Origin of the sequence: Saccharomonospora marina XMU15 (genome assembly GCF_000244955.1) — a bacterium.
Classification (GTDB): domain Bacteria; phylum Actinomycetota; class Actinomycetes; order Mycobacteriales; family Pseudonocardiaceae; genus Saccharomonospora_A; species Saccharomonospora_A marina.
Genome location: NZ_CM001439.1, coordinates 5,815,474 through 5,840,858, shown reverse-complemented (window position 1 = coordinate 5,840,858; position 25,385 = coordinate 5,815,474). Strand labels below are relative to the sequence as shown.

Below are 25,385 nucleotides of genomic sequence, written 5' to 3'. Positions count from 1 at the left end.
CAGCGTCATTCGAGGTTCACCGTCACCCCGTCGCTGAACGCGGAATCGTGCAGTTCGGCCCTGACTAGTTCGGTGCCCGCAGGCACGTCGAACACCACCTTGCCTGTCACGGAGTTGCCCGGATTGATCGGGTTGAGGAACACGTCGTTGCCCGTGATGGCCAGGCCGGCCATGCTGTCCGCCGAGTACTGCCGTCCCGCGGCGTCGTACACGTACTGGTCGGTGTCGGACAGCGGTTGCGCCTCGTCTCCGATGTTGCGCACCGTCATCGTGAGGATGGCGAACTCGCCCTGAGCCTGCTCGGTCATGACGGCGTCGTCGCCGACGCTCGGGGCTCGCTCGACACCTTCGACGGTGAACTCGAACTTGCCGTCGCGAACCGGCTGGCCGATCCCGGCCTCGGCCTGCTCCTGGGCCTGCTCCTGCTCCGGTGGTGGCTGCTGCTGCGCCTGCTGCGGATCGCCGTTCGAGCCGTTGGTGGCCGTCTGCTGATCGTCCGAACCGCTCGTGGCGACCACTGCGATAATGATGATCAGCACGACGGCGAGCCCGCCGAGGATCCACGGCCACTTGTGGCGCTTCTTCTTGGACTCGGCCGGTGGTGTCTGGTTTTGTGGTTGGTCGGACATGGTCTCGTCCTGCCTTGCCTGTTCTGTGCTTGTGCCAGTTTCAACTTCGTTCACTGATGTGGGTGGGGGCAGAGACGGGCGACCGGATTGCGTGGGCTCTTCGGCCTCACTCGACCGTGTGAAGGAGTTGGCGGGTGGCAGGGCTGCGCGTGTTCGCGCGTTCGACCTGCTCTCCCATTGGGAGGTGCGCGTCATCGAGCCCCGTTTCGCCTCACGCACCCGTGCGGCATACGACGTTCTCGCGGCCGATTACGCCGATCGGTTCGACCAGGAGTTGGCAGTCAAACCCTTCGACCGCGCGGTACTCGCGGTCTTCGCCGAACTGGTGCGGGGGCAGCGACCGGGCGCGGTGCTCGATGTCGGCTGCGGGCCAGGGCGGATAGCGGCGCACCTGCACGACCTCGGGTTGCCGGTGACCGGAATCGATATCTCGCCCGGGATGATCGAGCAGGCCCGGCGCAGACACCCCCACCTGCGGTTTCGGGAAGGTTCGATGACCGCGCTGGACACCGAGGACGGCGCTCTCGGCGGCATCGTGGCGTGGTATTCGATCATTCACGTACCGGACGACCACCTGCCGCTGGTTCTCGCTGAGTTCCATCGGGTGCTGGCGCCCGGCGGGTATCTGCAACTCGCCTTCGCGGTGGGCGATGAGGTGCTGCACCGCACCGAGGTCGGTGGTCACCGGGTCTCGCTCGACTTCCATCCCCAGCAGCCCGATCACCTGGCGGACCTACTGGGTCAAACCGGGTTGCGGGAACATGCCCGGCTGGTGCGGCAACCGGACGAGGAAGGCACGTTCAGGGAACTGACCCCGCAGTGCTTCCTGCTGGCACGCAACGCGAGATGACCTATGGGCAGTGTTCGAACCATACGTTCGGCTCGACATAGACGCCGATGTCCTGCTCCACATTCGCCACGACGGGGGCGAGCGCACCTTCGACGACGTTCGGGCCGGGCCGAAGCACCTTTCCGGTCCAGTCCTCCCACTGGCCCAGGGCGCCGGTAATCGTCATAGCGAAGGGCGCGACCTTGACGAACCTGCCTCCAACTCGTTCGTGTGTGCGCAACCAGGCGTCAGCGGAGTAGCCGTCCGGGCGACGGCGAAGCAGGTAATCCGCCATGGTTTCGTTCGGCCGGTACTGCTTGCCGGTCGGCCGTACGGGTATCACGAGGCGATGCAGTCCGTGCTCGCGAGCACGGGTGCGAAGTGCTGCGAGCGCACGCGCGGCGATCCCCCGACCCCGGTGCTTGACGGCGACCTGGACATCCAGTGCGAGGAGTGTTGTCGGCGCGCGGCCGTCAACGGCGTCCTCGAAGGCCCACAGAATGGCGCCGTCCCACCCGTGGTCGGGCAACTCGGGTCTTTCGCTTGTAGGAAACGCCAGCGGAACACCGACGGCCCTGGCGACCGGCACGCCGTCTTCGAGCAGAACGAGGAAGTACTCGGGCCATCGTGTTGCCAGTCTGGTGGCGCGGGTCAGGTCGGCGATCGGATCGTGCCGCATGAACTCCGCCCCGATGTCGCCGAGTTCGAGCGCCGGGCCGAGCAGGTCAGGACGGGTCGCCAGGCTCTCGATGAGCATGTGCAGCCTTTCGATAGTTGTGGTGGGGCACGACAGGAATCCTCGGCGATTGCCGTGCTATGGTCCGCTCTGTGCGTACGTGTCCAAACATGTGGTGGGCCGCCTCTCGGCGGCTTTCGACCTTGCGCACCAGGTGACGAGAAGGCCGCCCACGAGGCGGCCTTTCTGCTGTTGGGCATGACCTCTCGGGCGGTCCGCTGACGAGAGGGATCCATGACCACGCAACGAATGCTCACCGGCGACCGCCCAACCGGCAGGCTGCACCTCGGGCACTATGTCGGCAGCCTGGCGAACCGGGTGCGGCTGCAGCATCGCTACGAGACCTTCCTGATCCTTGCCGACCTACACATGCTCACCACCGCCAACCGCGCCGACGACATCGCACGGGTGACCGGGAACGTTCGCGAGCAGGTACTCGACGCGTTGGCGGCCGGTATCGACCCGGCACGCGCGACCTTCTACCTGCAGTCGGCCATCGGGGAGGTCGCTGAGCTGAACACGCTGCTGCAGAGCCTGGTGACGGTGCCGCGGCTGCAACGCGTCCCCAGTCTCAAGGAGATGAGCCGCGCCGCTGGCGAGGCCGAAATGTCCTACGCGCTGCTGGGATACCCGGTCCTGCAGGCCGCCGACATCCTCTGCGTGAAGGCCCATGCCGTGCCGGTCGGGCAGGACAACCACGCACACGTCGAGGTGACACGGGAGATCGCGCGCCGGTTCAATCACCTCTACGGCGACACCTTCCCGGTGCCGGAACTCGTGCGCAGCGACGTGACCAGTCTGATCGGCACCGACGGCCGAGCGAAGATGAGCAAGTCCCTCGACAACGCCATCTACCTCTCGGACAGTGCCGACGACGTCCGCCGCAAGGTCGCGGGCATGTTCACCGACCCCAACCGGATCCGCCCCGACGTGCCCGGCCGGGTGGAGGGCAACCCGGTGTTCGAATACCACCGCGCCTTCAACGATGACCACGCCCAGGTCGCCGAGTTGGAGACGCGATACCGGGAAGGTCGGGTCGGCGACGTCGAGGTGAAGCAGGCGCTGGCGGCCGCGCTCAACCGGTTTCTCGACCCGATGCGTGAGCGGCGGAGTCACTACGAGCAGCAGCCCGGCCTGGTGGACGAGATCGTCGTCACCGGCACCGAACGCACCCGCCAGGTCGTTCGGCAGGTGGTGTTCGAAGCGCGCAAGGCCATGGGACTGGCCGGTGCGTACAACAGACTGCGGCGCAGCGCCGAACGCCACGCCCGTCGCTGAGCGGGAGAAGTTGCGATGTTGGGCAGCACTCCTCCGGCAGGAAGAGGGCGTGGCGGCCACGGCACTCACGAAAGCGTTGATTCTCCACCCGGACAGCGAGCGGCGTGATCGACCGTGCGGACGTGCTCGTGCGCGATGGGCGGATCGCGGCTGTCGGATCCGATGTGGAGTGCCCTGACCAGGTTGACTGTCGAGGCGGCCTGCTCGTTCCCGGGTTCATCGATTGCCGTGCGCATGTCGCGTTCCCTCGCCAGGAGTCGCTGCCCCGCAGCACCCGGATCCTGGAAGCGGTGCCGACGCTTCGCCGGTTGCTTACTTGCGGCGTGACGACTGTCCGGGATGCGTGGGGCGCGGACACGGGTTTCACCCATGCCCGTCCGCGAGGGTTGGCTGACCGGCCCCGACCTGCTGGTCAGCCTCCGGCAGTTGTCCCCGACGGGCGGCCTCGGTGATGTGTGGAGCCCGGATGTCGGTTTCGTGGACCCGCTCGATGATCCGGCGTTGCCGGACCTCGGTGACCATTTCCTTGTACCGCTCGGTCATTCGTTCGAAGCTGGGTCGTTGCAGCAGCGTGTCGAACTGCTCCTGCACGGTGCCCGCGTTGGGGTCGTCGTTGATGTCGCCACCCTCCGTTCCACACGCAGCGGGAAGCAGTAACACCGCCAACGCTGCCGCGACCACGACTCGCCAGAGCCCGGCCTTGAAAACCCGTGACCCCTTCACCGCCGCACTATTCTGCTTCCGACGGGAAACCTCGCTCCCGCGCCTCATTCTTGAGGAAGCAACCGGAGCTGATCACCATGGAAGTGTTGATTTTCGTGCCGAAAACGAAATCGCCGCCGTAGGAGTCGTAGAAACGGACATCGTGGTCGCCAGGTTCGTCTTTGAAGACTTCGCGCCGGTTGAAACCGTAGCTTTCGGCTATTTTTCCGACGCGTTCAATGACTTCCGGCCAGCGGTCATCGGGGATCGCGCCTTCGGATACCCCTCCATTGATCTGTCGGGTTCCGCCGTCTGACCCGATGTCAGGAAAATCGAAACCGCATCCGGCGCCGCTTATCGGGGTGCTTCCTTTCGAGTCGCGCCATTCCGGTATTCCACCCAGTTGGACTGTGGCGCGTCGTACCTTGGTGACCATTTCCTGGTACCGCTCGGTCATTTCTTCGAAGCTGGGTCGTTGCAGTAGCGTGTCGAACTGCTCCTGCACGGTGCCCGCGTTGGGGTCGTCGTTGATGTCGCCACCCTCCATTCCGCACGCGGCGGGAAGCAGCAACACCGCCATCGCCGATGCGATCATCACGGGACGGATCGCGGTTCTCAGAACCATCCGGTGATGGTCTTCCATGTGTCCTCGACTCCCGTCTTGACGCCCGAAGCGATGTCCCGACCTGCCTGGCCTGCATCATCGCCGATGTCGGTGTTGTTCCCATGGACTACCTGGTCATGCTGTCCTGCGATCACAGCCGCCATGTTGTGCTGGCTGGTGCTGTCCGGCGTGAAGTAACCGCTATGGCCCTCGACTCCCCGAAGATCCTGTCCGGTCGGCGACCGCTCCTTGGGAACGGCTTCCGTCTCTCCGTGCCCCATCCCAGGCATCGCGCTCGGGTCCTCGCCGAGGTGACCACTTCTCCCGATGTCCGCGACGGGATCCTTGTTGGCCTCCAACGAAAGCACGTGTCCGTCCGGCACCTTCAGGTCGGAGGCATCTTCAGTGCCGAGGCCGGGGGAGCCGAACACGACGGCATCGTCCACCCCGGTCCCGCCCTGCAACGCGTATCCCGAGGTCAAGGATCCGTAAGAGTGGCCAAGCGAAGTGAGGTGCGGCGGGTTGTCACCTCGGCTGGCATCGATTCCGTTCAAGAACGAGTTCAGTTCCTGCCCGCCTTCACGTGCGGCGGTATCGTTGGCGACGCTCTGGCCCGGTGAGAGCATCCCCAGATCGGCCTGGGGCGCTTGGTATCCGAGGTAGGTCACCGTCGCGACACTCGCGTCCGGATTGCCACCTCGATGTGCCAGGTGCTCGGACTTCGCTCTCAGGTCAGCCATGTTCTGGTCGTACTTGTCGATACTCCCGTCGACCGTCGACGTAAATCCCGGAGTGAACACCGCTACGTGATCGGCGGTGTCGACATCCCCGTTCGCGACTGCTGCTTCCGCACGTGTTTTCGAAAGGTCCAGTTCGAGCAGGTGGCGGTCCGGGCGAGCAGGGTCGTTCAGCAGCGCGTCGAGTTCGTTCACCGACGCCAGCTTCGCCTCCAGCTCACCGATCTCGGCGTTCTCAAGGCCGACGATGTCCTTGTACCAGGGATTGTTCTCCTTGGCGGCGGCCAGCTGTGTCTCAAGCTTGTGCTTGCTCTGCTCGAGGAGGTGGCGGTTGGCAAGGTCGCGGTACTTCGCGGACACACCGTCGCGGTTGCCGACCAGTTGCGGGTAGTCGTTGGTGAAGCGCTGCCGTTGCGCCTCGGACAGGCTGGCCCACCATGCGGCGTTCTGGGCGGGGCTTGCGTCGGCGGCTGGTGGCGTCGGGATACTGAGCGAGCCAAGTGCGGCACCCGCGTTGTCCGCGGCGGAGAGCGAAGTCGACTCGTTGTCGTAGGCACCGGCGTCGATCGTGCGTCGCACCAGGACTCGCTCGAGGACCTTGCAGAAGTCCGAATCGACGTCGGTGGCGCTGCGCAACACCTGCTCGACCCGTGCTTTCAGCTCCGAAGCCACAGCACGACGCTCATCGGCTACCGCCTTCTGCTGCCCTGCCGATGTGCCGGGTGGCGGTCCGTTGTCGAAGACCGAGCCATCCTCGCGGATGCCGAAGTTGTGTGCCCGTGCCAACTCCTCAGCCTCGCGGACACCGTTCTTGATCCCGTTGATGGCGTCGCCAACGGCACCGGTCGCACGCCGCGCTGCAGCGATTTCGGCTGCCCATTCTTCGAGACCATCGATGATCTCGTTGCCCTTCTCGGCGGCCGCAGTGGCGGCAGGACCCGACCAGCCGTCCGGCGCGTTGCTCGCGCGCAGGTCCTCACCCGCGCTGATCAGTTCGTTGTACTCCCGGTTGAGCGGACCGACAGCGTCGGCGAGCGGGTTGCCGTTCCATTGCCTGACGTTCCCCCAGGTGATCATCAGGAGGCCCTGCGGTCAGCCGGTCGGGGTTGCGGCGGCGGAGCTGTCGGCCTCGGCTGCGTCATCGTTGCTGCGATAGCGCTGCGCGGCAGTCGCGAGGCTCTCGGCATGCTGGTCGAGAGCTTGTGCGGTGCCCTTTCCCTTGCCCTTCCAGTGGTTTCGCAGCGCAGCCAGCAGGTCGGCGCTGCGAGAACCCGGCATGCCCGCGTCCCCTCCGGGAAGCGCCCCCGCCGGATCGACGCTTCGAACAGCGTCGGCGACGCGCCCGGCAGCCTTGCCGCTTTCGGAGATCGCGTCGATCACCGCCTCGAACCCCATGGCTATCCCCCACCTCGGCATGTTGGTTTCTGGCGCAGACTGCCACCAACCATGTGTGGGTTCAACAAGGCGCGGCACAGTTGACCGAATTCCAGCACGCACAGTCCGTGCTGGACTATGGGTGCGGCATCGGCAGCCAGGCGATCGGCCTCGCTGTGGCGAGCACCGCTCCCCGGGGAGGGCGAAGCCCCCTGATCCCAGGAGACGGTGTCTGACCTGGGGGTTTGACTAAGAGCGGACGACGGGATCGAGCCCGCGTTGTCAGCTTGGGAATCAAGTGGATCACGCTGGAAGGTGGCCCCGACCCTGTAGCGGAAGGTGTTCTCGGCGAGCCACCGTTGACCGTGGCACAACTCTCGAGCGGTTGGTTCTGCCGGAACCCTTGTTGGTCGAGATCGGCTACATGCTGGGGTCTCGTGGCGGCGCAGCGGCGGAAGCGGATTTTCTGCGCGACATCGCGGACGGCCTTTACGTCGTGGAGTCCATGATCTTGACCGACATCGCACGTGCTGCGGATCTGGTCGACAACTATGCCGACCTCCCGCTTGGAACGGCCGATGCCTGCGTCGTAGCGCTGGCGGAACGCCTCGGCGTGACACGGGTGGCAACGCTGGACACCAGGCATTTCTCCGTTGTACGGCCACGCCACGTCGCTTCATTCACGCTGCTGCCCTGACCGATACCGCAGGCCCCGACTGGCTCAGAACCTGAGCTGATCCAGCAGCCACGAAGGTCCAGACCTGGAGTCTTCCGAGCCTCTGACGTGGGCTTTTACAGTGAGAGCGGATGACGGGAATCGAACCCGCGTTCTCAGCTTGGGAAGCTGATGTTCTACCATTGAACTACATCCGCGATGCACGCACAGCATACACGGTGCCGATCTCCACGCCGTATCCGGCCTTCCCCTTGACGCGACTCACCGCAAGTGACAACACTTGTTGTCGAAGTTGGATACGGGCAGGTGAGACGCATGAAGGCCGACGACCGGCTGCCGGACCCGGAGTTGCTGCGCCAGGGCGGCTTCCGGCTCGCCACCAGGCTGTTCGCTCCTGGCGACATTCGCGGTACCGAGCCCCAGTTGCGGCGGCTACGCGAGTTCGCGCAGGAGGAGGACCCGCTGGCCGATGCCGTCGTCGCCATGTTCCGCGCGAGCCGGGGCAAGGGCCGTGCCCTGTTCGAGCAGGCGCTTGAACACGGCATCGACAGCGTCGACAACCCGCCCCCGGAGTTGAAGGCTTTCTTCCGCGCGGTGGAGGCCACGCCGTACTGGGTGGACCCCGACCGTGTCGAACGCGGGGCTCGCGCCATCACTCGCACAGGTTTGTTGGGTCTGTTCCCGCTCGGGGACATGTCACTGATGGGCGGCTACCTGGCGGCTCGCGCGACGAAGCCGCTGGTCGGCACGGGCAACATCGAGTACGCGGCGAGCAAGCGGCTGGTGGAGACCGGGATCTGGTGGATCGACGTCACCACCCCGGGCGCTCTTCGCGCGGGCGAGCGTGGCTATGCCTCCGCACTGCGAGTGCGATTGGTGCACGCCCACGTCCGCGCCGCGATGAACCGGCGCGAGGACTGGGACTACGAAGCCTGGGACCGCCCGGTCAACCAGGTGCAAACGGCGGGCACGCTGCTGCTGTTCTCGCTGGTCTACGTGCTGGGTATGCAATTGCTGGGCGTACGCTACAGCGCGGCCGAACGCGCCGACATCCTGCATCTGTGGCGCTACGTCGGCTGGCTGATGGGCATCCGCGAGGAGTTGCTTCCCGCCACGGAAGAAGACTCCTGGCGCCTGCTCTGGCTGCTCGCGGCCACCGAGTTCATCCCCGACGAGGACTCCAAGCGGCTCGCCGCCGCGCTGTTGCGTTCACACGCCGAGGTCGGAGCGGGCCGCGGCGCGATCGGCAAGGTGCTCGCCCACGTCTCCGTCCGCGTGCACTCCTCCATCAGCAGGCTCACGCTGGGCAAGCAGAACGCCGACTACCTCGAGCTGCCCAACGATCCCATCGCGCAGGGCGCCGTGCTCGCGGCGGCGGCGACCAACTTCGCCGCCGAGACCGTCCGCAGGTGGGTGCCGGGCGCCACCACGGTGCAGGAACGCGTCGGAGCGATAGGGCGGCGCCGTTACGCCGAGCAGCTGGGCAAACTGTTTCGCGCCGACCGCAGCTACGCCAGGCACATGCGCACCGAGGGAAAGCCCGCCGCCTGAGCACAGCTAGGGTGTTCGGGTGCTGCTGAGTGACCGCGACCTGCGCAAAGCGCTCGATTCCGGACGGCTGGGAGTCGACCCGTTCGACCCCGCGATGGTGCAACCGTCCAGCATCGACGTGCGGCTGGATCGCTTCTTCCGCGTTTTCGACAACAGCAAGTACACCCACATCGACCCGAAGCTGCGGCAGGACGAGCTCACGTCGCTGGTGGAGAAGGACGGCGAGGACGCATTCGTCCTCCATCCCGGCGAGTTCGTGCTCGCATCGACGTTCGAGATCGTCACCCTTCCCGACGACCTGGCGGGCAGACTCGAAGGCAAGTCGTCGCTGGGTCGGCTCGGGCTGCTCACACACTCCACGGCGGGCTTCATCGATCCCGGCTTCACCGGCCACATCACACTCGAACTGTCGAACGTGGCGAACCTGCCCATCACACTGTGGCCGGGGATGAAGATCGGCCAACTCTGCCTGTTCCAGCTCTCCAGTGCCGCCGAGTTCCCCTACGGCTCGGCGCAGGTGGGGTCGCGGTACCAGGGTCAGCGTGGCCCCACACCGAGCAGGGCGTACCGCAACTTCGACCGCGTCGATACCCGCAGGTAGCAGCCCTAGGCCGGGCAGGCGGGGAGGAAATCACGGTTCAATAACCCACACTTTGGTGGTAGCTTTCACGTCCGTGTCCGGCCCTAGTTCACGCATGCAATCACTGCTGGTGATGGTGAGCGTGCTCGTGGGGGTCGCGGCAGCGGCGGGCAGTCACCTGCTGTGGATGCGGCCGAGCGACGCCACCACCCAGTCCGCGCAGCCAGGCGAGCGGGAACCCGGCGCCTACGACAGCGCGCTTCGCAGGACGGTCGAGAGCCGAAAGGCAACCACGCCCGCGCCGACCACCGAACCGGCCACCACCGAGAGCAGCGCGCCGGAAACCACCCAGGCCGAGCCGACCACCACCACGACCCGTCGGCCGCCCTCCCCGTCGCCGAGCACGACCAGCACATCCTCGCCCGAACCGACGACGGATCGACCTGCCGAGCCTGCCGACGCGGTCGCCGAGGTGGTCGCGTTGGTGAACCAGGAACGCGCGCGGGCCGGCTGCGCAGCCGTGCACGTCGACAGCAGCCTGGCCACCGCGGCCCAGCGACACAGCGACGACATGGCTCGCCGTGACTACCTTTCGCACACGTCCCCGGACGGCGTCCGGTTCGACGAGCGCATCGAGGAGGCCGGGTACTCCAGCCCGGCCGCGGAGAACATCGCGATGGGGCTTTCCAGCGCGGACGCGGTCATGGACGCCTGGATGGCCTCCGACGGTCATCGAGGCAACATCCTCAACTGCGACATCACCGCGATCGGTGTCGGGCTGAACGCCTCCGGCTGGTACTGGACGCAGACCTTCGGTTACTGAGCGCGCGGCCGGGAGCCGTAGTCGCCGAAGGGGTCGTCGCGCTCGCGCACCGCCTGCCGGATCCCGGCCTCGGACGCTCGCCGGACGAAGTCGCGGCCCTCCTGGGTGTGCCGAGCGACGCCGTCGAAAAGCGTGCCCAGCGTGCGCGAGGAGGCAAGCCCCATGTTCTCGGCCGGTTGGTTGCACAGCAGTTTCAGCATTTGCAGTTGGTTGGCCGGCACCATGGCCATCCGCTTGGCGAGCCCGAACGCGTGGTCGAGCAACTGCTCCTGTGGCACGCACTCCAGCACCAGCCCGATGTCGGCCGCAGTGCGGGCCGGGATCTCGTCGCCGGTGAGCAGGTAACGCTTCGCCCGCTCGAAACCCAGCCGGTAGACCCACATGGCCGTGGTCGGTGTTCCCCACACCCGCGAGGGCGGGTAGCCGAACACCGCATTGTCGGCCGCCACCACGATGTCGGCGCACAGCACCATGTCGGTGCCGCCCGCGATGCACCACCCGTGCACGGCGGCGATGGTGGGTTTGGCCGCGTACCACAGCTTCAGGTAGGTGTCGACGAACGTGGACAGCAGGCGCATGTCGGCCACCGAGTCCCAGACGCGGTCGCTGCTGTGCTCCCGCGCCTGCAACTCGGTCGACCAGTCCAGCCCGTAGCCCGCGCAGAACGCGGGCCCCTCGGCACGCAGCAGCATCACCCGCACGTCCGGGTCGGCGTCGGCCTCGTCGATCGCGGTGCTCAACGCGTCACGCAGTTGCGGGGTGATGGTGTTGTACTCGTCGGGCCTGCTGAGCACGATCGAGCGGACCCCGTCGGAGGTCTCGGTGCGCAGCGGGGCGCTCACCAGCGCACCCTGCTCACCACGGCGTGCGTGTCGGTGCCGGTGGGCAGGGTGCCGAACGCGATCCCCCAGTCGCCGCCGAGCCGGGAGGCGCAGAAGGCGTCCGCGACCGCCTTGTCGCCGTGGCGCACCAGCAACGATGCCTGCAACACCAACGCCAGCCGTTCCGCCAGCCTGCGTGCCCGGTACTCGATGTCGGTGAGGTCGGTCAACTCCTGACGCACCCCGGCGATGGCCGCGTCGAGCCGGGCGTCCGCGCCAGCGGCGAGTTCGACCTCGCCGAGGTAGGCCTCGACCGACTCCGGCTCCCTGGCCATGGCGCGCAGCGCGTCCAGCGCCGCCACGTTGCCCGAACCCTCCCAGATCGACGACAGCGGCGACTCCCGGAACAGCCGCGGCATACCGGACTCCTCGACGTAGCCGTTGCCGCCGAGGCATTCCAGCGCCTCCGCCGCGTGCGCGGGTGCCCGCTTGCACACCCAGTACTTGATCACCGGTAGTGCCAGCCTGCGCAGCGCGGCCTCCCGCGCGTCGCCGGCGATGGCGCGCTCGCTCGCGCCAGCCAGCCGCATGGCCACGGTGGTGGCCGCCTCGGCCTCCACGGCCAGGTCGGCGAGCACGTTCGTCATCAGCGGCTGTTCCAGCAGTGGCTTGCCGAACGCGCTGCGATGCGTGGCGTGCTGGGTCGCGCGCACGGCGCCGTAGCGCATGCCCGCCGCGCTGCCGGTGATGCAGTCCAGCCGGGTGTTGTTGACCATTTCGATGATCGTGCGGACTCCGCGACCCTCCTCGCCGACGAGCCAGCCGACGGCGCCGTCGTACTCGATCTCGGCGGAGGCGTTGGACCGGTTGCCCAGCTTGTCCTTCAGCCGCTGCAGGTGGATGCGGTTGCGGGTGCCGTCGGGCAGTACCCGGGGCAGCAGGAAGCACGACAACCCGCCAGGAGCCTGCGCGAGCGTGAGGAACACGTCGGACATCGGAGCCGAGGTGAACCACTTGTGCCCGGTGAGCACGTAGCTGCCGTCGGCCGAGGGCTGCGCCCGCGTGGTGTTGGCGCGCACGTCGGAGCCGCCCTGCTTCTCGGTCATCGACATGCCCGCGATGAGGCCGCGCTTGCCGCTCGGTTCACGCAGCCCGTAGTCGTAACTGCTCGCCGCCAGCAACGGCTCGTAGATCCGGGCGAGCTCCGGGTTGTGTCGCAGCGCGGGCACCGCGGAGTAGGTCATGGAGATCGGGCAGGTGTGCCCCGCCTCGACCTGGCTCCACACGTAGAACTTCGCGGTGCGGGCGACGTGTGCGCCCTGCCGCTGCTGCTGCCAGGGCGCCGCGTGCAGGCCGTGCGAGACGGCGACCTCCATCAGGTCGTGCCAGTGGGGGTGGAACTCGACCTCGTCCACGCGCCTGCCGACCCGGTCGTGGGTGCGCAGCTTCGGCGGGTTCTCGTTGACGAGCCTGCCCCATTCCTGCGCGCGTTCACTGCCCGCCCGCAGCCCCAACTCCCTGACCTCGGGCTCGGCCCAGTCCGCGCCTTGCATGCGCAGACCTTCGAGCAGGGCCGGGTCGTCGGCGACGTCGTAGTCGACGAGCGGTGGTACCTGGTTGGTCACTTCATGTGTGGGTGGCATCGCCTGCTCCTAGTGCGCGAAGGGTGAAGGCGGACAGTTCGCCGACGGCGTCGGCCTCGCCGGTGGTGAGCGGGCCGATGAGCACCTCGGCGGCGGCTCCGACCACCGCGGCCGCCGTGATCGCGGCGTCCTGCGGTGGCAGCGTGCCCGCTTGGACTCCCGCACGGACGCAGCGGGCGACGATGTCGCGGAAGGTGCGCCGAAACACCAGCCGCTGTTGCTCCACGGGGGCGTCGACGGGCTCGGCGAGTAGTGCGTATGCCAGCCGGGGTGCCTTCAGTGCTCGCAGTGCGAAGGTTCGCACGACCGCGAGCACGCGTGCCGCGGGCTCACTCGGTTCTGCTGACGCGCGCCGTACCGCCTCGACCTCTCGGCTCACCACCCGCCGGAAGAGTTCGGCCACCAGTTCGGCTTTGCCGGGGAAGTGCCGGTAGACGCTACCCGTGGCCACCCCCGCCCGCGAGGCGACAGCGGATACCGAGCACCCGGCGTAGCCGCGCTCGGCGAGCAGTTCGACGGCGGCGTCGAGGATCGCGGTCCGCTGTGCGTCGAGGCGGGCCTGGATCTCGGGAGTGCGGCGGTACACCACGCCAAGAAGTGAACCACCGATTCACCTCTTCAGGCAACCTCGGCCGTCACGAAAGCGCCGCGGGTACCGGCGAGCTTCACAGCTTCTGCAGTCCCTCGAGTACCCGCTGCATGAGGATCTGGTCGGGCCTGCCCGACGCGGTGACCTTGGTGGTGTGCACATGGACGAAGCCGTCGTCGGCGAGGTCGCTGAGCAGTACGCGCGCGACACCGAGTGGCACCGACAGAATGGCGGCGATTTCCGCGACGGACCGGGGCTGCATGCACAATCTGCGAACGGCCAGATACTCTGAGCTCAGTTGCAGGCTGTCCCAAGGTGCGTTGCCGATGGTGGAGATCAACGTCTCCACCCCCAGATCGCCGCGCGCCCGGGTGCGCCCCTTGGTGATGACGTAGGGGCGAACACGCAACCGGTGCTCGGAGCCGTCATCGGCGTCGGCTGGAGCGGCGAGCACGCGTTCGGTTCTTGGCGGCTGCTGCCGGGGATGTTGTGGAGGCGGCGGCGGTTCCCAGACCTGCTGGTCGACCTCGGCACGTTGGCCTCGCTGGTCGGCTTCCGGCTCGGCCTGCAGTTCGGCGGGTGGGTAACGAGCCCCTGACCGGCGGGCCTTGGAGCCGCTGCTGGGTTCGGCGGCACTGTCCCACTCCGGCTCGCCAGCCGGTGGTGGCGGATCGGGTTCGGAGCCGAACCGCCTGCGCTGCTTGGCGCTGGGGAAGCGCGCACCAGAGCGGCCGACCGCCCGGTCGTCGGCCTGCTGGGAATCGTCGTCGCGGGTGCCCACGATTGTCCGCCTCGCATGCTGGTGCCTTGACCTCGCGGGCGACGGTGGCTGCGAGGAGGTCAGCCTACCTCGCTTGTCCACCGCGCCTCGCTGCGTGAGTGTTCAGCACCAAGAGCGTTCCGAAAACCCCCACCTGGCGGGGGTCCGTGTCAGGTCTTGTCCTCCTCGGTCTGTGCGGTGCCGGAGGGCACCTGGTCGGTAGGCACGTCGGCGCGGCCGTCGGACTCCGCCTCGCCGCCGGAGGTCGAGGCGGTCGCGGGTACGGGCACTGCCTGCTCGCCCCGCTTGACCGCGGAGAGCAGCAGTTGCGCGACGTCGACCACCTCGACGTTCTCGTTCGCCTTGCCGTCGTTCTGTCGCGAGGTCACCCCGTCGGTGAGCATCACCCGGCAGAACGGGCAGCCGGTGGCGATCTTCGAGGGCGCGGTGCCGAGCGCCTCGTCGACGCGCTCGACGTTGATCCGCTTGCCGATGCGCTCCTCCATCCACATCCGCGCACCGCCCGCGCCGCAGCACATCGACCGCTCGGCGTGCCGCGGCATCTCGCGCAGGCTGGCGCCGGAGGCGCCCACCAGTTCCCTCGGCGCCTCGTAGACCTTGTTGTGCCTGCCGAGGTAGCACGGGTCGTGGTAGGTCACGTCCTCCGCGATCGGCGCGACCGGCGTCAGCCGCTTCTCCCGCACCAGCCGGTTCAGCAGTTGGGTGTGGTGCACCACCTCGTAGTCGCCGCCGAGTTCGGGGTACTCGTTCGCCAGGGTGTTGAAGCAGTGCGCGCACGTCACCACGATCTTGCGGCGAGGCGGTTCGACATCCTCGAACACCGAGTTCAGCACCTCGACGTTCTGCTGGGCCAGCATCTGGAACACGAACTCGTTGCCCGCTCGCCTTGCCGGGTCGCCGGTGCAGGTCTCCTCCGGGCCGAGCACCACGTACTTGACGCCCGCGACGTGCAGCAGTTCGGCCACGGCTCGGGTGGTCTTCTTGGCCCTGTCCTCGAACGCGCCCGCGCAGCCGACCCAGAACAGGTACTCGGCGTCGCCGAACTCGCCCTCGAAGACCGGCACCTCGAAGTCCAGGTCCTCGGTCCACGCCAGCCGGTCCTTGGCGTTTTGCCCCCACGGGTTGCCCTTGTTCTCCAGGTTCTTGAACATCCCGTTGAGTTCGGTGGGGAAGTTCGATTCGATCATCACCTGGTAGCGGCGCATGTCGACGATGTGGTCGACGTGCTCGATGTCGACGGGGCACTGCTCGACGCACGCCCCGCAGGTGGTGCACGACCACAGCACCTCGGGGTCGATCACACCACCGGCGTCGGCCTCACCGACGAGCGGCCGCTCGGCCTCGGCGACGGCGAGCACGTCGATCCCGGCGTAGGGGTTGTCCCCGGTGAGCCCGACCTCTTCGCCGGTCATGTCCTTCTTGCCGCCCGCGAGCAGGTATGGCGCCTTGGCGTAGGCGTGGTCGCGAAGTTGCGTGATGACCAGCTTGGGGGAAAGCGGTTTGCCGGTGTTCCAGGCGGGGCACTGCGACTGGCAGCGCCCGCACTCGGTGCACGTGGAGAAGTCCAGCCAGCCCTTCCAGGTGAAGTCCTCCACCTTGCCCGCGCCGAACACGTCCTTCTCGGGGTCGGCCTCCTCGAAGTCCAGCGGCTTGCCGTCGCTCATCATCGGCTTGAGCGCACCGAGTGCGACCCCGCCGTCGGGCTCACGCTTGAAGTAGATGTTGAAGAAGGCGCTGAACCGGTGCCAGGCCACCCCCATGGTCAGCGTGCGGCCTACCACGTACAGCCAGATCATCCCGGACAGCAGCTTGACCAGTGCCATCACCGACACCGCCGCGGTGGAGGTCGGCAGCAGGGCGGCCAGAGGTTGGGTGACGAAGCTGCTCCACAGCGCGGGGTCCTCGATGCCGCTGGAGATCTTGAACGCCTTGACGCCGAGGATGCCGAGTCCCTCGATGATCACCACGGCCTCGACGAAGTAGGCCTGTGCGAAGTTCGACCCCGCGAACCGCGACTGCCTGTCGGCCCGCCTTGGGTGGTTGAGCTGGCGGATGACCGCCAGCGCGATGCCACCGAGCACCGTGCCCAGGCCCAGCAGTTCCAGCAGCAGTTGCCACGGGCCCCAGTGGCCGATGACCGGCCATGCGAAGTGCGGGTCGAAGATCTCCCCGTAGGCCTCGAACAGCGCCGCGGAGCCGAGCAGGAAGCCCCACATCACCAGCCAGTGCCACGGCCCGACATGGCGGAACTTGTTCATCCGCGTGTGCGCGGCGAACTCCTTGATCAGCGTGCGCAGCCGCGGCCAGAACGGCCCGTTCCGGGTGGAGTCCGGCTGGCCGAGCCGGATGATCCGGACCTGGCGTAGTACGCCTTGCACGAAGACGAACCAGGCGACAACGCTGACGGCAACGCCGATCACGCCCATCGTGATCTGCAGTGCACCCATGTTCGGGGCCTTTCGGTCGGGTGGGACTTCGCGGTGGGTCTGGCGGAGCCTAACGCTTCTTACTGATGAGTAATGGAATGGTGGGCGCCGCGTCCCGGCGATGTGGTGCAAAACTCGCTATTACTGGGACGATCGTTCAACTATCCTGCGGGTATGGGTGCGTATGTGTTGCTCGCCGCCGCGATCGCCGCCGAGGTGACCGGAACGGTCTCGCTCAAGCTCTCCGACGGCTTCAGCAAACTGGTGCCCTCCATTGTCGTCGTAGTCGGCTACGGTGCCGCGTTCTACTTCCTGGCACGCGTGCTGAAGGCGGGGCTTCCGGTCGGCGTCGTCTACGCGATCTGGGCGGCTGCCGGGGTCGCGCTCGTGGCGCTGATCGGCGCGGTCTTCCTCGGCGAGCACCTCAACCTCACCATGATCGCCGGGCTCGTCCTCGTCATCGGCGGCGTCGTGCTGCTCGAACTGGGTGGTGAGCATTGAGGCAACGGGTCGACGGCCGCAAGGTGCGTGGTGAGAAGCGGCGTGCCGAGATCATCGAGGCCACGCTGCGGGTGATCGAGCGAGACGGCGTCGCCGGGGTCACCCACCGCACCGTCGCGAAGGAGGCGGGTGTGCCCACCACGTCCACCACCTACCACTTCGCCGGCCTGGACGACCTGCTGATCGCCACCCTCATCTCATGCGCCAGGGACATGGCCACCGAGGTGTACTGGATGATCGACCGTGCCCGCTCACGTGGCAGCCGGGGTGCGGAGGAAGTCGCCAACCTGCTCGCCGAGGCGCTGGGCCCGCGCAGGGGGCGCACGATGGCGGAGTACGAGTTGTACCTGCTGGCCGCGCGGCGCCCGGAGCTGCGACCGGCCGCCCGGCGGTGGCTGGACGTGCTGACCTCGATGGTGCGCCACGACGACGAGGTGGCGTTTCGGGTCTTCCTCGCCGGCATCGACGGGCTACTGGTGCAGGGCCTCATCGACGACGAGCCGCCCACCGCCGAGGAGTTGCGGCCTGTCGTCGACTACCTGCTCAAGCCACGCTGAGGCGGCGGCTCACGTCAGGGAACGGGTGCCTACCTCGGCGTTCGCGGCCAGCAGGCGGGAGAACCGGGCGGCACCCGCGCGCGCCGTGCGCTCCAAGTCCCAGCGCCGCCGCTCGAACTCGGCTGCGGGCACCGAGAACGCCACCGCACCCGCCACCCGCTCGCCCGCGTCGAGAACGGGAGCCGAGACACACGCCAGTTCGGGCTGAAACTCCTCGACCTCCAGCGCCATCCCGCTACGGCGAACCTGCTCCAACTCCGACGCCAGCTCCGCTTCCTTGACGCGGGTGCGTTCCGTCAGCCGCGGCATGCCCGCGCCGGCGAGGTATTCCCTCCGCTGCTTGGCGGGCAGTGCCGCCAGCAGCACCTTCCCGAAGGCGGTCGCGTGCGCGGCCTCGTGGAAACCGAAGTCGATCGGCTTCGCGCGTGGAAATCTCGGGGAGTCGGCGACCGCGGCGACGACGACGTCGGTGTCCCGAAGCACGGTGTAGTACGCGGCGGCGCCCGCCTGCTTGTGCAGCTGGTTCAGCTCCTCGCGCAACTCCTCGCCGACATCGAGCTCAGCACACAGCCGCTGATACAGCGCCCCGAGTTTGTAGCCGAGCCCGAACCCCCGCCCATGGCCCAGCCGGATCAGGTAGCCCTCGTGGACGAGGGTGTTCAGCAGGTGGTAAGTGGTCGACAGCTTGATTCCCGCCCGCCTGGCGACGGCCTTCGCCGTGATGCCGTCACCGGCTGAGGCCACCACCTCCAGCACCCGCAACGCGCGCTGCGCCGAACCGATCAGTCCGTTCGGTTGCCTGTTGCCATCCATCGACCCGGCAGACCTCCCGTCCGGCGGTTCCCCGGCGAACCGCGTCGTCCGTGCGTGGTCCAGCATACGGCCGAATGGGGCAGCGAATTGGTAACAGCGCGAATATGCGGCGGGCCGGAAGCGCTCGCCCGTTGACTCCTTCGGGCGAACGCCCGCGCGGCCCCTGTGACTCGGTCCTTGTGAGCCCTTGTCAGCCCTTGTTCTCGTAGACCGGGGTGAGGGTTGCCCTGGCGAGGGTGTGCCCGAACATGTTGAAGCCGAGGAATGCGGGGGTGGCGTCCTCCCCGACGTCGAGCGAGTCCACGTCCAGGGCGTGCACGGCGAAGATGTAGCGGTGCGGCCCGTGTCCGGGAGGCGGTGCCGCGCCGAGGTACTGCCGCACCCCGCCGTCCGTTTTCAGCGTCCGCGCCGACTCGGGCAGGCCCGAACCCTGCGCGTCTCCCGCGCCGGAGGGCAGTTCGGTCACCGAGGCGGGGATGTTGAACACCGCCCAGTGCCAGAACCCGCTGCCGGTGGGCGCGTCCGGGTCGAAGCAGGTCACCGCGAAACTCTTCGTCTCGGCGGGAAAGTCCTGCCAGGCCAGATGCGGCGAACGGTCCTCGCCTCCCGCGCCGAAGATGCCGCTGCGGTGCGGCGTCGGCAGCGTCTCGCCCTCGGCGACGTCGTCACTGCGCAGCGTGAACGACGGCACGGGGGGAAGCGAGTCGTACGGGTTCGGAGCTTGGCTCATCGATCCTCCTCTTGCTGGGGAAATCCCGCGAAATCCTGCGGACGCACAGCCCGCCGATGGTCAGGCTAGTGACAGCTGGGTAGGGCCTGCCTCAGGGCCGATCCGGGGGTTCACCCGGATGTCGGAGTCGGCCACCTGCCCATAGCGTTGTCCCGGTGCAGCCAAACTGCGTGGGGAGGACTCAGGATGTCGCGTGGGGGACTCGCGGTCGCGGGCGTCACTCTGATCGGGGTGGGGCTGGCCATCGGCTTCGGCTGGTTGTGGCCGTCGAGCGCCGAGCGCACCGATGAGGTGACGGGTCCGGTCACCGATGTCACGTTCGACAACGACTCCGGTGACGTGACCGTGCGGGGGCGAGACGTTCGTACCACCGTGATCCGGCAGTCCTTCCGATATCGAGGGGGCGAGCCGGATGGTCCTGCCTTCTCCGTGGAGGGTTCCACGCTGAAGCTGCACGGTTGCGGTTCGTCGTGCTCGGTGCGTTACGAGGTGATCGTGCCTCGAGGGACCCCGGTCGGGGGCACCGTCGACTCCGGCGACCTGGAACTGGACTCGGTCGGCGCGGTGCGGGTGAGCGCCGACTCCGGCGACATCAGGCTGTGGCTCGACCGGGTGGAGCGGGTGTCGGCACGCGCCGACAGCGGCGACATCGAGGTCACGGTGCCCAGCGGTAGCTACCGGATCACTGGTGACACCGACAGCGGCGACCGCGAGATCGGCGTTGCCACCGACCCGGCCTCCACCCGGGTGCTCGACCTCAGCACCGACAGCGGAGACGTGACGGTGCGGGGCCGCTGACCTGCGTGGGAACAATACGACCAGGCCGCGCGTTGAGTCGGCAAGAAGATTGAGTAGAGTCCGCTCAAGTCCGGTTTGACGACCGGTCAGAGTCGGGATAACACTTGAGTGAGAGACACTCAAGATTGGCTTGACATCCAAGCTACAGCGCTGGTCGGACAGCGCGACAGGCAAGCAGGAGGGAAGACACATGGCGCGAGCGGTCGGCATCGACCTCGGCACGACCAACTCGGTCGTCGCTGTCCTTGAAGGCGGTGAGCCGACGGTCATCGCCAACTCGGAAGGTTCCCGGACCACCCCATCGGTCGTCGCGTTCGCCAAGAACGGCGAGGTGCTGACCGGGCAGCCTGCGAAGAACCAGGCTGTCACCAACGTGGACCGCACCATCAGGTCGGTCAAGCGGCACATGGGCACCGACTGGCAGACCGAGATCGACGACAAGAAGTACACGCCGCAGGAGATCAGCGCGCGCGTGCTGATGAAGCTCAAGCGGGACGCGGAGGCCTACCTCGGCGAGGAGATCACCGACGCGGTGATCACCGTGCCCGCGTACTTCGAGGACGCCCAGCGACAGGCCACCAAGGAGGCAGGCCAGATCGCGGGCATGAACGTGCTGCGCATCGTCAACGAGCCCACCGCGGCCGCGCTCGCCTACGGCCTGGACAAGGGCGAGAAGGAGCAGACGATCCTGGTCTTCGACCTCGGCGGCGGCACTTTCGACGTGTCACTGCTGGAGATCGGCGAGGGCGTCGTGGAGGTCAGGGCCACCAGTGGTGACAACCACCTCGGTGGTGACGACTGGGACCAGCGCATCGTCGACTGGCTGGTCGACAAGTTCAAGGCCTCGCACGGCATCGACCTCACCAAGGACAGGATGGCGCTGCAGCGCATCAAGGAGGCCGCGGAGAAGGCCAAGATCGAGTTGTCCAGCTCGAGCAGCGCGAACATCAACCTGCCCTACATCACCGTAGACGCGGACAAGAACCCGCTGTTCCTCGACGAGACCCTTTCGCGCGCCGAGTTCCAGCGGATCACCTCCGACCTGTTGGACCGCACCAAGGCCCCGTTCCACAACGTGATCCGCGACGCGAACATCTCGGTCGCCGAGATCGACCACGTGGTTCTGGTCGGCGGTTCCACCCGGATGCCCGCCGTCAGCGACCTGGTCAAGGAGTTGACCGGCGGCAAGGAGCCGAACAAGGGTGTCAACCCCGACGAGGTCGTCGCGGTTGGTGCCGCGTTGCAGGCGGGCGTGCTCCGGGGCGAGGTCAAGGACGTGCTGCTGCTCGACGTCACCCCGCTCTCGCTGGGCATCGAGACCAAGGGCGGCGTGTTCACCAAGCTCATCGAGCGCAACACCACGATCCCGACCAAGCGCAGCGAGATCTTCTCCACCGCGGACGACAACCAGCCGTCGGTGCAGATCCAGGTCTTCCAGGGTGAGCGCGAGATCGCCGCGCACAACAAGAAGCTCGGCATGTTCGAGCTGACCGGCATCCCGCCCGCACCTCGTGGCGTGCCGCAGATCGAGGTCACCTTCGACATCGACGCCAACGGCATCGTTCACGTGACCGCGAAGGACCTCGGCACAAACAAGGAACAGTCGATGACCATCACCGGTGGCTCCGCGCTGCCGCAGGAGGACATCGACCGGATGGTCAAGGACGCCGAGGCGCACGCGGAGGAGGACCGCAAGCGCCGCGAGGAGGCCGAGACCCGCAACCAGGCGGAGACGCTGGTCTACCAGACCGAGAAGTTCGTCAAGGACAACGACGAGAAGCTGCCCGAGGAGCTCAAGGGCAAGGTCAAGACCGCGATCGACGAGGCCAACGAGGCACTGAAGGGCACCGACACCGGCAAGATCAAGGAGGCCATGGAGAAGCTCAATTCCGCCTCCCAGGAGCTGGCCACCGCCCTTTACGCCAACACCGGCGCTCAGCCGGGTGGCGCGGAAGGTGCCGAGGGCGCCGCGGGTGCCGGTGCGGCAGGCGACACCGGTGGCTCGACCAAGGCCGACGACGTGGTTGACGCCGAGATCGTCGACGAGGACGACAAGAAGTGACACAGCGCAACGAGGACACCGAGCGAGCAGAAGTACAGGAGCCAGTGGTCGTGCGGGATCGCCGGAAGATCGACCCGGAGACCGGTGAACTTCGCCAGCCGGTGCAGGAGGAGGCGCAGGAGGTGCCCGCCGCCGCGGGCGCCCCTGGGCCTTCCGCCGGGCAGGCCACCACCGATTCGGCGGTGGCGCCTGCCTCGGAGCTGGAGAAGCAACTGGAGGAACGCACGGCGGACCTGCAGCGGGTGCAGGCCGAATACGCCAACTACCGCAGGCGGGTGGAGCGAGACCGCGAACTGGCGACGGTCGCGGGCAAGGCGACTGTGGTGGGCGATCTGCTCCCGCTGCTCGACGACCTGGAGCGGGCGGAGGCGCACGGCGATCTGACCGGTGCCTTCAAGGCTGTCGCGGACAAGCTGGTCGGGGTGCTGGAGAAGGCGGGCCTCGAGTCGTTCGGCAACGAGGGTGAGGCCTTCGACCCGAGCGTGCACGAGGCGGTACAGCACAGCACCTCGCCGGAGGTGTCGGAGCCGACCGTCACCACGGTGCTGCGCCGCGGCTACCGGTTCGGCGACCGCGTACTGCGGGCCGCGCTGGTGGGTGTGACCGACCACGAGCCCGCACCGGCCCAGCCGGCACAGGAGGAGCAGCCGATCGACCCGCCGGTCGGCGGCGAGTTGCCCGTCGACGCCGATGAGAACGCACGCTGACGAGACGCGGGAGGGAGGGGACGTTCGATGAGCGCGAGGGAATGGATCGGTAAGGACTTCTACGGCGAGTTGGGCGTCTCCTCCGACGCCTCCGCCGACGAGATCAAGAAGGCGTATCGAAAGCTCGCGAGGCAGAACCACCCGGACGCCAACCCTGGCAACGAGGAGGCCGAGCGCAAGTTCAAGGCCGTCTCCGAGGCCTACGGTGTGCTGTCCGACCCCGAGAAGCGCAAGGAGTACGACGAGGCCCGCAGGCTGTTCGGTTCCGGCGGTCCTGGTGGCTTCGGCTTCCCCGCAGGCACGGGAGCGGGCGGCCCCGGTGGGTTCGACCTCGGCGACATCTTCGGCCAGACAGGTGGCGGTGGCGGTTTCGGTGGGCTCGGCGACATGCTGGGCAATCTGTTCGGCAGGCGCGGCGGCGGTGCCACGACGGCGGCACGCGGGCAGCGCGGTGCCGACGTGGAAACCGACGTTCGCATCGACTTCGCCGAGGCGGTGCGCGGTGCCACGCTGCCGCTGCGGTTGTCCAGTCCGGCGACCTGTGGCACCTGCGGTGGCAACGGGGCCAGGCCCGGCACCCAGCCACGACTCTGTCCGGTCTGCGGGGGAAGCGGACTGATCACCAGGAGCCAGGGCGCGTTCGCGTTCTCCGAACCGTGCCGTGACTGCCGAGGCAGGGGCACGATCATCGACGACCCCTGCCCAGAGTGTCTCGGCGAGGGCATCAGCACGAGGACGAGGACGCTGACGGTCCGTATCCCGCCGGGAGTCGACGACAACCAGCGGATCAGGCTCGCAGGCCAGGGTGAGCCGGGCAGGGGCGGCGCTCCCGCGGGTGACTTGTACGTTCGGGTGCACGTCAATCCGCATCCGGTGTTCGGGCGTTCCGGCAACGACCTCACCATCACCGTTCCGGTCGAGTTCAGTGAACTCGTGCTCGGCGGTACGATCACCGTGCCCACGCTGGACTCCAAGGTGTCGTTGAAGGTGCCGGCGGGCACCGCCAACGGACGCGTGCTGCGAGTGCGGGGTAAGGGCATCGCCAAGCGGGACGGCACCCAGGGCGATCTGCTCGTCACCCTGCAGGTCGCGATCCCGTCGAATGTGGACGGCAAGGCAAAGGAAGCGCTCAAGAAGTACGCCGAGACGGTCGCGAAGCACGATCCGCGGCCGGAGATCACCGCACTGCTGCGAGACAGGGGAGCGTGATGTTCGGTTCCGGCTTACCGGGCGGTCTGCCGCACGGCGCTGACGAGGACACTCCGGTGTTCGTGATCTCGGTTGCCGCGCAGCTGTCCGGATTGCACGCGCAGACGCTACGTTCCTACGACCGGCTCGGGTTGGTGTGTCCCGGCCGCACCACCGGCGGCGGCAGACGCTACTCGCTGCGCGATATCGCGCAACTGCGGGAGGTTCAGCGCCTCTCGCAGGAGGAGGGTGTCAATCTCGCGGGCATCAAGCGCATCATCGAGCTGGAGAACCACGTGGAGGCGCTGCAGCAGCGGGTGAGCGAGCTGAGCGAGGAACTGGCGCACGCCTACGCCGCCGCGGAGCAGGCCGCGGCGGCGGTGCACGCTTCCTACCGCAAGGACCTGGTGCCCGTGCGGCGGCAGAACGCGCTGGTGGTGTGGCGCCCCCGGCGCCGCTGAGGCCAACCCCCGCGCGAGTCCTGCGTTCCCGCCCGCGAGTCCTGCGTTCCCGTCCGCGAGTCCTGCACACCCTGTCGTCAGTGCGGGTGCTCGGTGAAGAACGCGAGCACTCGCCGCCAGGCGTCCTCACTGGACTCGTGGTGGTAGCCGAACCCGCTGATCCTCGCCAGCACGTTCAGCGGGCCGAACGGGAGCTCGTTGGCGAAGCTGTGCCCGGCGTCGGGGTACTCCTTCACGTCGTGCGGAACTCCCCGGCGGCTCAACTCGGCCTCCAGCCTGGCCGCCTCCCCCTTCAAAGAAGGGTCCCTCCTTCCGTAGCTCGCGACGATCGGGCAGGCATCGTCCAGGAAGGACACATCGCGGGACATGCCGCCGTAGTACGGTGCCGAGGCCTGGAAGCCCTTGGCTGCGGCGAGCAGCGCGAAGCCCCCACCGAGGCAGAAGCCGACCACACCTACCTTTCCCGAGCAGTAAGCCCGGTCGGCCAGCATGCGGCGAGTGGCGTCCAGGTCGTCGAAGGCCCGACCTTCTCCGGCCGTGAGCTGGCGAAACACCGACCGGACACACCGAGGCAGCCCGCCTCGCGAGTAAAGATCCGGGGCGAGCGCCACGAAGCCGGCCGTGGCGAACCTGGCGGTGATGCGGCGGGTGTCCCGCGTCAGGCCCAGCGCATCGTGCACCACGACCACCCCGGGCCACGGGGGCTTGCCGGAGATCTCCTCCTGCGGCACCGAGATATAGCCCCGGATGGTCCCGTCGGCCACGGCGATCGAGGTGTCCATGTGGTCA

27 protein-coding genes and 1 tRNA gene are annotated in these 25,385 nt (G+C 67.7%); 13 read left to right on the top strand and 15 right to left on the bottom strand.

Features of this window, described 5'->3' with window-relative positions:
* Positions 1-5: 5 nt before the first annotated feature.
* On the bottom strand, positions 6-629 hold the full coding sequence (locus SACMADRAFT_RS27740; protein WP_009157155.1) for a DUF4352 domain-containing protein: 624 nt from the start codon (positions 627-629) through the stop codon (positions 6-8).
* Between the two features lie 118 nt (positions 630-747).
* On the opposite strand from SACMADRAFT_RS27740, the gene SACMADRAFT_RS27735 reads away from it, so the two are divergent.
* On the top strand, positions 748-1,479 hold the full coding sequence (locus SACMADRAFT_RS27735) for a class I SAM-dependent DNA methyltransferase (RefSeq protein WP_332307184.1): 732 nt from the start codon (positions 748-750) through the stop codon (positions 1,477-1,479).
* A gap of 1 nt (position 1,480) precedes the next feature.
* Here SACMADRAFT_RS27735 and SACMADRAFT_RS27730 read toward each other — a convergent pair whose 3' ends face one another.
* Complete coding sequence (locus SACMADRAFT_RS27730) at positions 1,481-2,215, bottom strand: GNAT family N-acetyltransferase (protein WP_009157153.1); 735 nt, start codon at positions 2,213-2,215, stop codon at positions 1,481-1,483.
* A 213-nt stretch (positions 2,216-2,428) separates the two neighbouring features.
* On the opposite strand from SACMADRAFT_RS27730, the gene trpS reads away from it, so the two are divergent.
* On the top strand, positions 2,429-3,472 hold the full coding sequence (gene trpS / locus SACMADRAFT_RS27725; RefSeq protein WP_009157152.1) for a tryptophan--tRNA ligase: 1,044 nt from the start codon (positions 2,429-2,431) through the stop codon (positions 3,470-3,472).
* 363 nt (positions 3,473-3,835) lie between these two features.
* Here the strand turns inward: trpS and SACMADRAFT_RS27720 are convergent, their stop codons facing one another.
* From SACMADRAFT_RS27720 to SACMADRAFT_RS27705, 4 genes are read right to left on the bottom strand one after another with little or no spacing between them, the layout of a single operon-like run.
* Positions 3,836-4,195, bottom strand: a complete 360-nt coding sequence (locus tag SACMADRAFT_RS27720; protein WP_040925943.1) for an LppA family lipoprotein — start codon at positions 4,193-4,195, stop codon at positions 3,836-3,838.
* Positions 4,196-4,202: 7 nt separating this feature from the next.
* Positions 4,203-4,799 carry an LppA family lipoprotein gene (locus SACMADRAFT_RS28800; RefSeq protein ID WP_157617331.1) on the bottom strand — a complete coding sequence of 199 codons (597 nt, stop codon included), beginning with the start codon at positions 4,797-4,799 and terminating at the stop codon, positions 4,203-4,205.
* Positions 4,790-6,592, bottom strand: coding sequence for an alpha/beta hydrolase (locus SACMADRAFT_RS27710; protein ID WP_009157150.1), 1,803 nt, complete (start codon positions 6,590-6,592; stop codon positions 4,790-4,792). The genes SACMADRAFT_RS28800 and SACMADRAFT_RS27710 overlap by 10 nt, the downstream gene beginning before the upstream one ends.
* Positions 6,593-6,607: 15 nt before the next feature.
* Positions 6,608-6,910 carry a type VII secretion target gene (locus tag SACMADRAFT_RS27705; protein WP_009157149.1) on the bottom strand — a complete coding sequence of 101 codons (303 nt, stop codon included), beginning with the start codon at positions 6,908-6,910 and terminating at the stop codon, positions 6,608-6,610.
* A gap of 364 nt (positions 6,911-7,274) precedes the next feature.
* Here SACMADRAFT_RS27705 and SACMADRAFT_RS27700 point away from each other — a divergent pair, with 364 nt between their 5' ends.
* Entirely contained in the window at positions 7,275-7,586 is a 312-nt protein-coding gene (locus tag SACMADRAFT_RS27700) for a type II toxin-antitoxin system VapC family toxin (RefSeq protein ID WP_157617330.1), read from the top strand.
* Positions 7,587-7,691: 105 nt separating this feature from the next.
* Here SACMADRAFT_RS27700 and SACMADRAFT_RS27695 read toward each other — a convergent pair.
* Positions 7,692-7,762, bottom strand: a tRNA-Gly gene (locus SACMADRAFT_RS27695).
* Positions 7,763-7,880: 118 nt separating this feature from the next.
* Here SACMADRAFT_RS27695 and SACMADRAFT_RS27690 point away from each other — a divergent pair.
* The 3 genes from SACMADRAFT_RS27690 (at position 7,881) to SACMADRAFT_RS27680 (ending at position 10,519) form a co-directional block, all read left to right on the top strand.
* Complete coding sequence (locus SACMADRAFT_RS27690; RefSeq protein WP_009157147.1) at positions 7,881-9,116, top strand: oxygenase MpaB family protein; 1,236 nt, start codon at positions 7,881-7,883, stop codon at positions 9,114-9,116.
* Between the two features lie 19 nt (positions 9,117-9,135).
* Positions 9,136-9,717: a dCTP deaminase gene (gene dcd / locus SACMADRAFT_RS27685; protein ID WP_009157146.1), complete on the top strand. Its 582-nt coding sequence runs from the start codon at positions 9,136-9,138 to the stop codon at positions 9,715-9,717.
* Positions 9,718-9,811: 94 nt separating this feature from the next.
* Entirely contained in the window at positions 9,812-10,519 is a 708-nt protein-coding gene (locus tag SACMADRAFT_RS27680) for a CAP domain-containing protein (protein WP_009157145.1), read from the top strand.
* On the opposite strand, the gene SACMADRAFT_RS27675 is transcribed toward SACMADRAFT_RS27680, so the two are convergent.
* The 5 genes from SACMADRAFT_RS27675 to SACMADRAFT_RS27655 all read right to left on the bottom strand — a co-directional run bounded on the left by SACMADRAFT_RS27675 (position 10,513) and on the right by SACMADRAFT_RS27655 (position 16,800).
* Positions 10,513-11,361: a crotonase/enoyl-CoA hydratase family protein gene (locus SACMADRAFT_RS27675; protein ID WP_009157144.1), complete on the bottom strand. Its 849-nt coding sequence runs from the start codon at positions 11,359-11,361 to the stop codon at positions 10,513-10,515. The genes SACMADRAFT_RS27680 and SACMADRAFT_RS27675 overlap by 7 nt on opposite strands.
* The gene (locus tag SACMADRAFT_RS27670; RefSeq protein ID WP_009157143.1) at positions 11,358-12,983 is read right to left on the bottom strand and encodes an acyl-CoA dehydrogenase family protein; all 1,626 of its coding nucleotides are present in this window, start codon (positions 12,981-12,983) and stop codon (positions 11,358-11,360) included. Before SACMADRAFT_RS27670 ends, SACMADRAFT_RS27675 begins: the two co-directional genes overlap by 4 nt.
* Complete coding sequence (locus SACMADRAFT_RS27665; RefSeq protein WP_009157142.1) at positions 12,967-13,572, bottom strand: TetR/AcrR family transcriptional regulator; 606 nt, start codon at positions 13,570-13,572, stop codon at positions 12,967-12,969. Before SACMADRAFT_RS27665 ends, SACMADRAFT_RS27670 begins: the two co-directional genes overlap by 17 nt.
* A 76-nt stretch (positions 13,573-13,648) precedes the next feature.
* Entirely contained in the window at positions 13,649-14,353 is a 705-nt protein-coding gene (locus tag SACMADRAFT_RS28795) for a DUF742 domain-containing protein (protein ID WP_009157141.1), read from the bottom strand.
* 149 nt (positions 14,354-14,502) lie between these two features.
* A complete protein-coding gene (locus SACMADRAFT_RS27655) occupies positions 14,503-16,800 on the bottom strand; it encodes a (Fe-S)-binding protein (protein ID WP_009157140.1) in 2,298 nt (765 codons plus the stop codon).
* A 153-nt stretch (positions 16,801-16,953) separates the two neighbouring features.
* On the opposite strand from SACMADRAFT_RS27655, the gene SACMADRAFT_RS27650 reads away from it, so the two are divergent.
* Both SACMADRAFT_RS27650 and SACMADRAFT_RS27645 read left to right on the top strand, forming a co-directional pair.
* Positions 16,954-17,280, top strand: a complete 327-nt coding sequence (locus SACMADRAFT_RS27650) for a DMT family transporter (RefSeq protein WP_040925942.1) — start codon at positions 16,954-16,956, stop codon at positions 17,278-17,280.
* Positions 17,277-17,837 (top strand): TetR/AcrR family transcriptional regulator, encoded by a 561-nt coding sequence (locus SACMADRAFT_RS27645; RefSeq protein WP_009157138.1) that lies wholly within the window; start codon positions 17,277-17,279, stop codon positions 17,835-17,837. The genes SACMADRAFT_RS27650 and SACMADRAFT_RS27645 overlap by 4 nt, the downstream gene beginning before the upstream one ends.
* A gap of 9 nt (positions 17,838-17,846) precedes the next feature.
* Here SACMADRAFT_RS27645 and SACMADRAFT_RS27640 read toward each other — a convergent pair whose 3' ends face one another.
* Both SACMADRAFT_RS27640 and SACMADRAFT_RS27635 read right to left on the bottom strand, forming a co-directional pair.
* Entirely contained in the window at positions 17,847-18,650 is an 804-nt protein-coding gene (locus SACMADRAFT_RS27640; RefSeq protein WP_009157137.1) for an IclR family transcriptional regulator, read from the bottom strand.
* A gap of 190 nt (positions 18,651-18,840) precedes the next feature.
* A complete protein-coding gene (locus SACMADRAFT_RS27635) occupies positions 18,841-19,380 on the bottom strand; it encodes a YbhB/YbcL family Raf kinase inhibitor-like protein (RefSeq protein ID WP_009157136.1) in 540 nt (179 codons plus the stop codon).
* A gap of 186 nt (positions 19,381-19,566) precedes the next feature.
* On the opposite strand from SACMADRAFT_RS27635, the gene SACMADRAFT_RS27630 reads away from it, so the two are divergent.
* The 5 genes from SACMADRAFT_RS27630 (at position 19,567) to SACMADRAFT_RS27610 (ending at position 24,596) form a co-directional block, all read left to right on the top strand.
* A complete protein-coding gene (locus tag SACMADRAFT_RS27630) occupies positions 19,567-20,178 on the top strand; it encodes a DUF4097 family beta strand repeat-containing protein (protein ID WP_009157135.1) in 612 nt (203 codons plus the stop codon).
* Between the two features lie 190 nt (positions 20,179-20,368).
* Positions 20,369-22,240, top strand: coding sequence for a molecular chaperone DnaK (gene dnaK / locus SACMADRAFT_RS27625; protein WP_009157134.1), 1,872 nt, complete (start codon positions 20,369-20,371; stop codon positions 22,238-22,240).
* Entirely contained in the window at positions 22,237-22,947 is a 711-nt protein-coding gene (gene grpE / locus SACMADRAFT_RS27620) for a nucleotide exchange factor GrpE (RefSeq protein ID WP_040925941.1), read from the top strand. The genes dnaK and grpE overlap by 4 nt, the downstream gene beginning before the upstream one ends.
* Positions 22,948-22,974: 27 nt before the next feature.
* A complete protein-coding gene (gene dnaJ, locus SACMADRAFT_RS27615) occupies positions 22,975-24,156 on the top strand; it encodes a molecular chaperone DnaJ (protein ID WP_009157132.1) in 1,182 nt (393 codons plus the stop codon).
* Positions 24,156-24,596, top strand: a complete 441-nt coding sequence (locus SACMADRAFT_RS27610; RefSeq protein ID WP_009157131.1) for a heat shock protein transcriptional repressor HspR — start codon at positions 24,156-24,158, stop codon at positions 24,594-24,596. Before dnaJ ends, SACMADRAFT_RS27610 begins: the two co-directional genes overlap by 1 nt.
* Before the next feature lie 77 nt (positions 24,597-24,673).
* On the opposite strand, the gene SACMADRAFT_RS27605 is transcribed toward SACMADRAFT_RS27610, so the two are convergent.
* Positions 24,674-25,378 (bottom strand): dienelactone hydrolase family protein, encoded by a 705-nt coding sequence (locus tag SACMADRAFT_RS27605; protein ID WP_009157130.1) that lies wholly within the window; start codon positions 25,376-25,378, stop codon positions 24,674-24,676.
* Positions 25,379-25,385 lie beyond the last annotated feature (7 nt).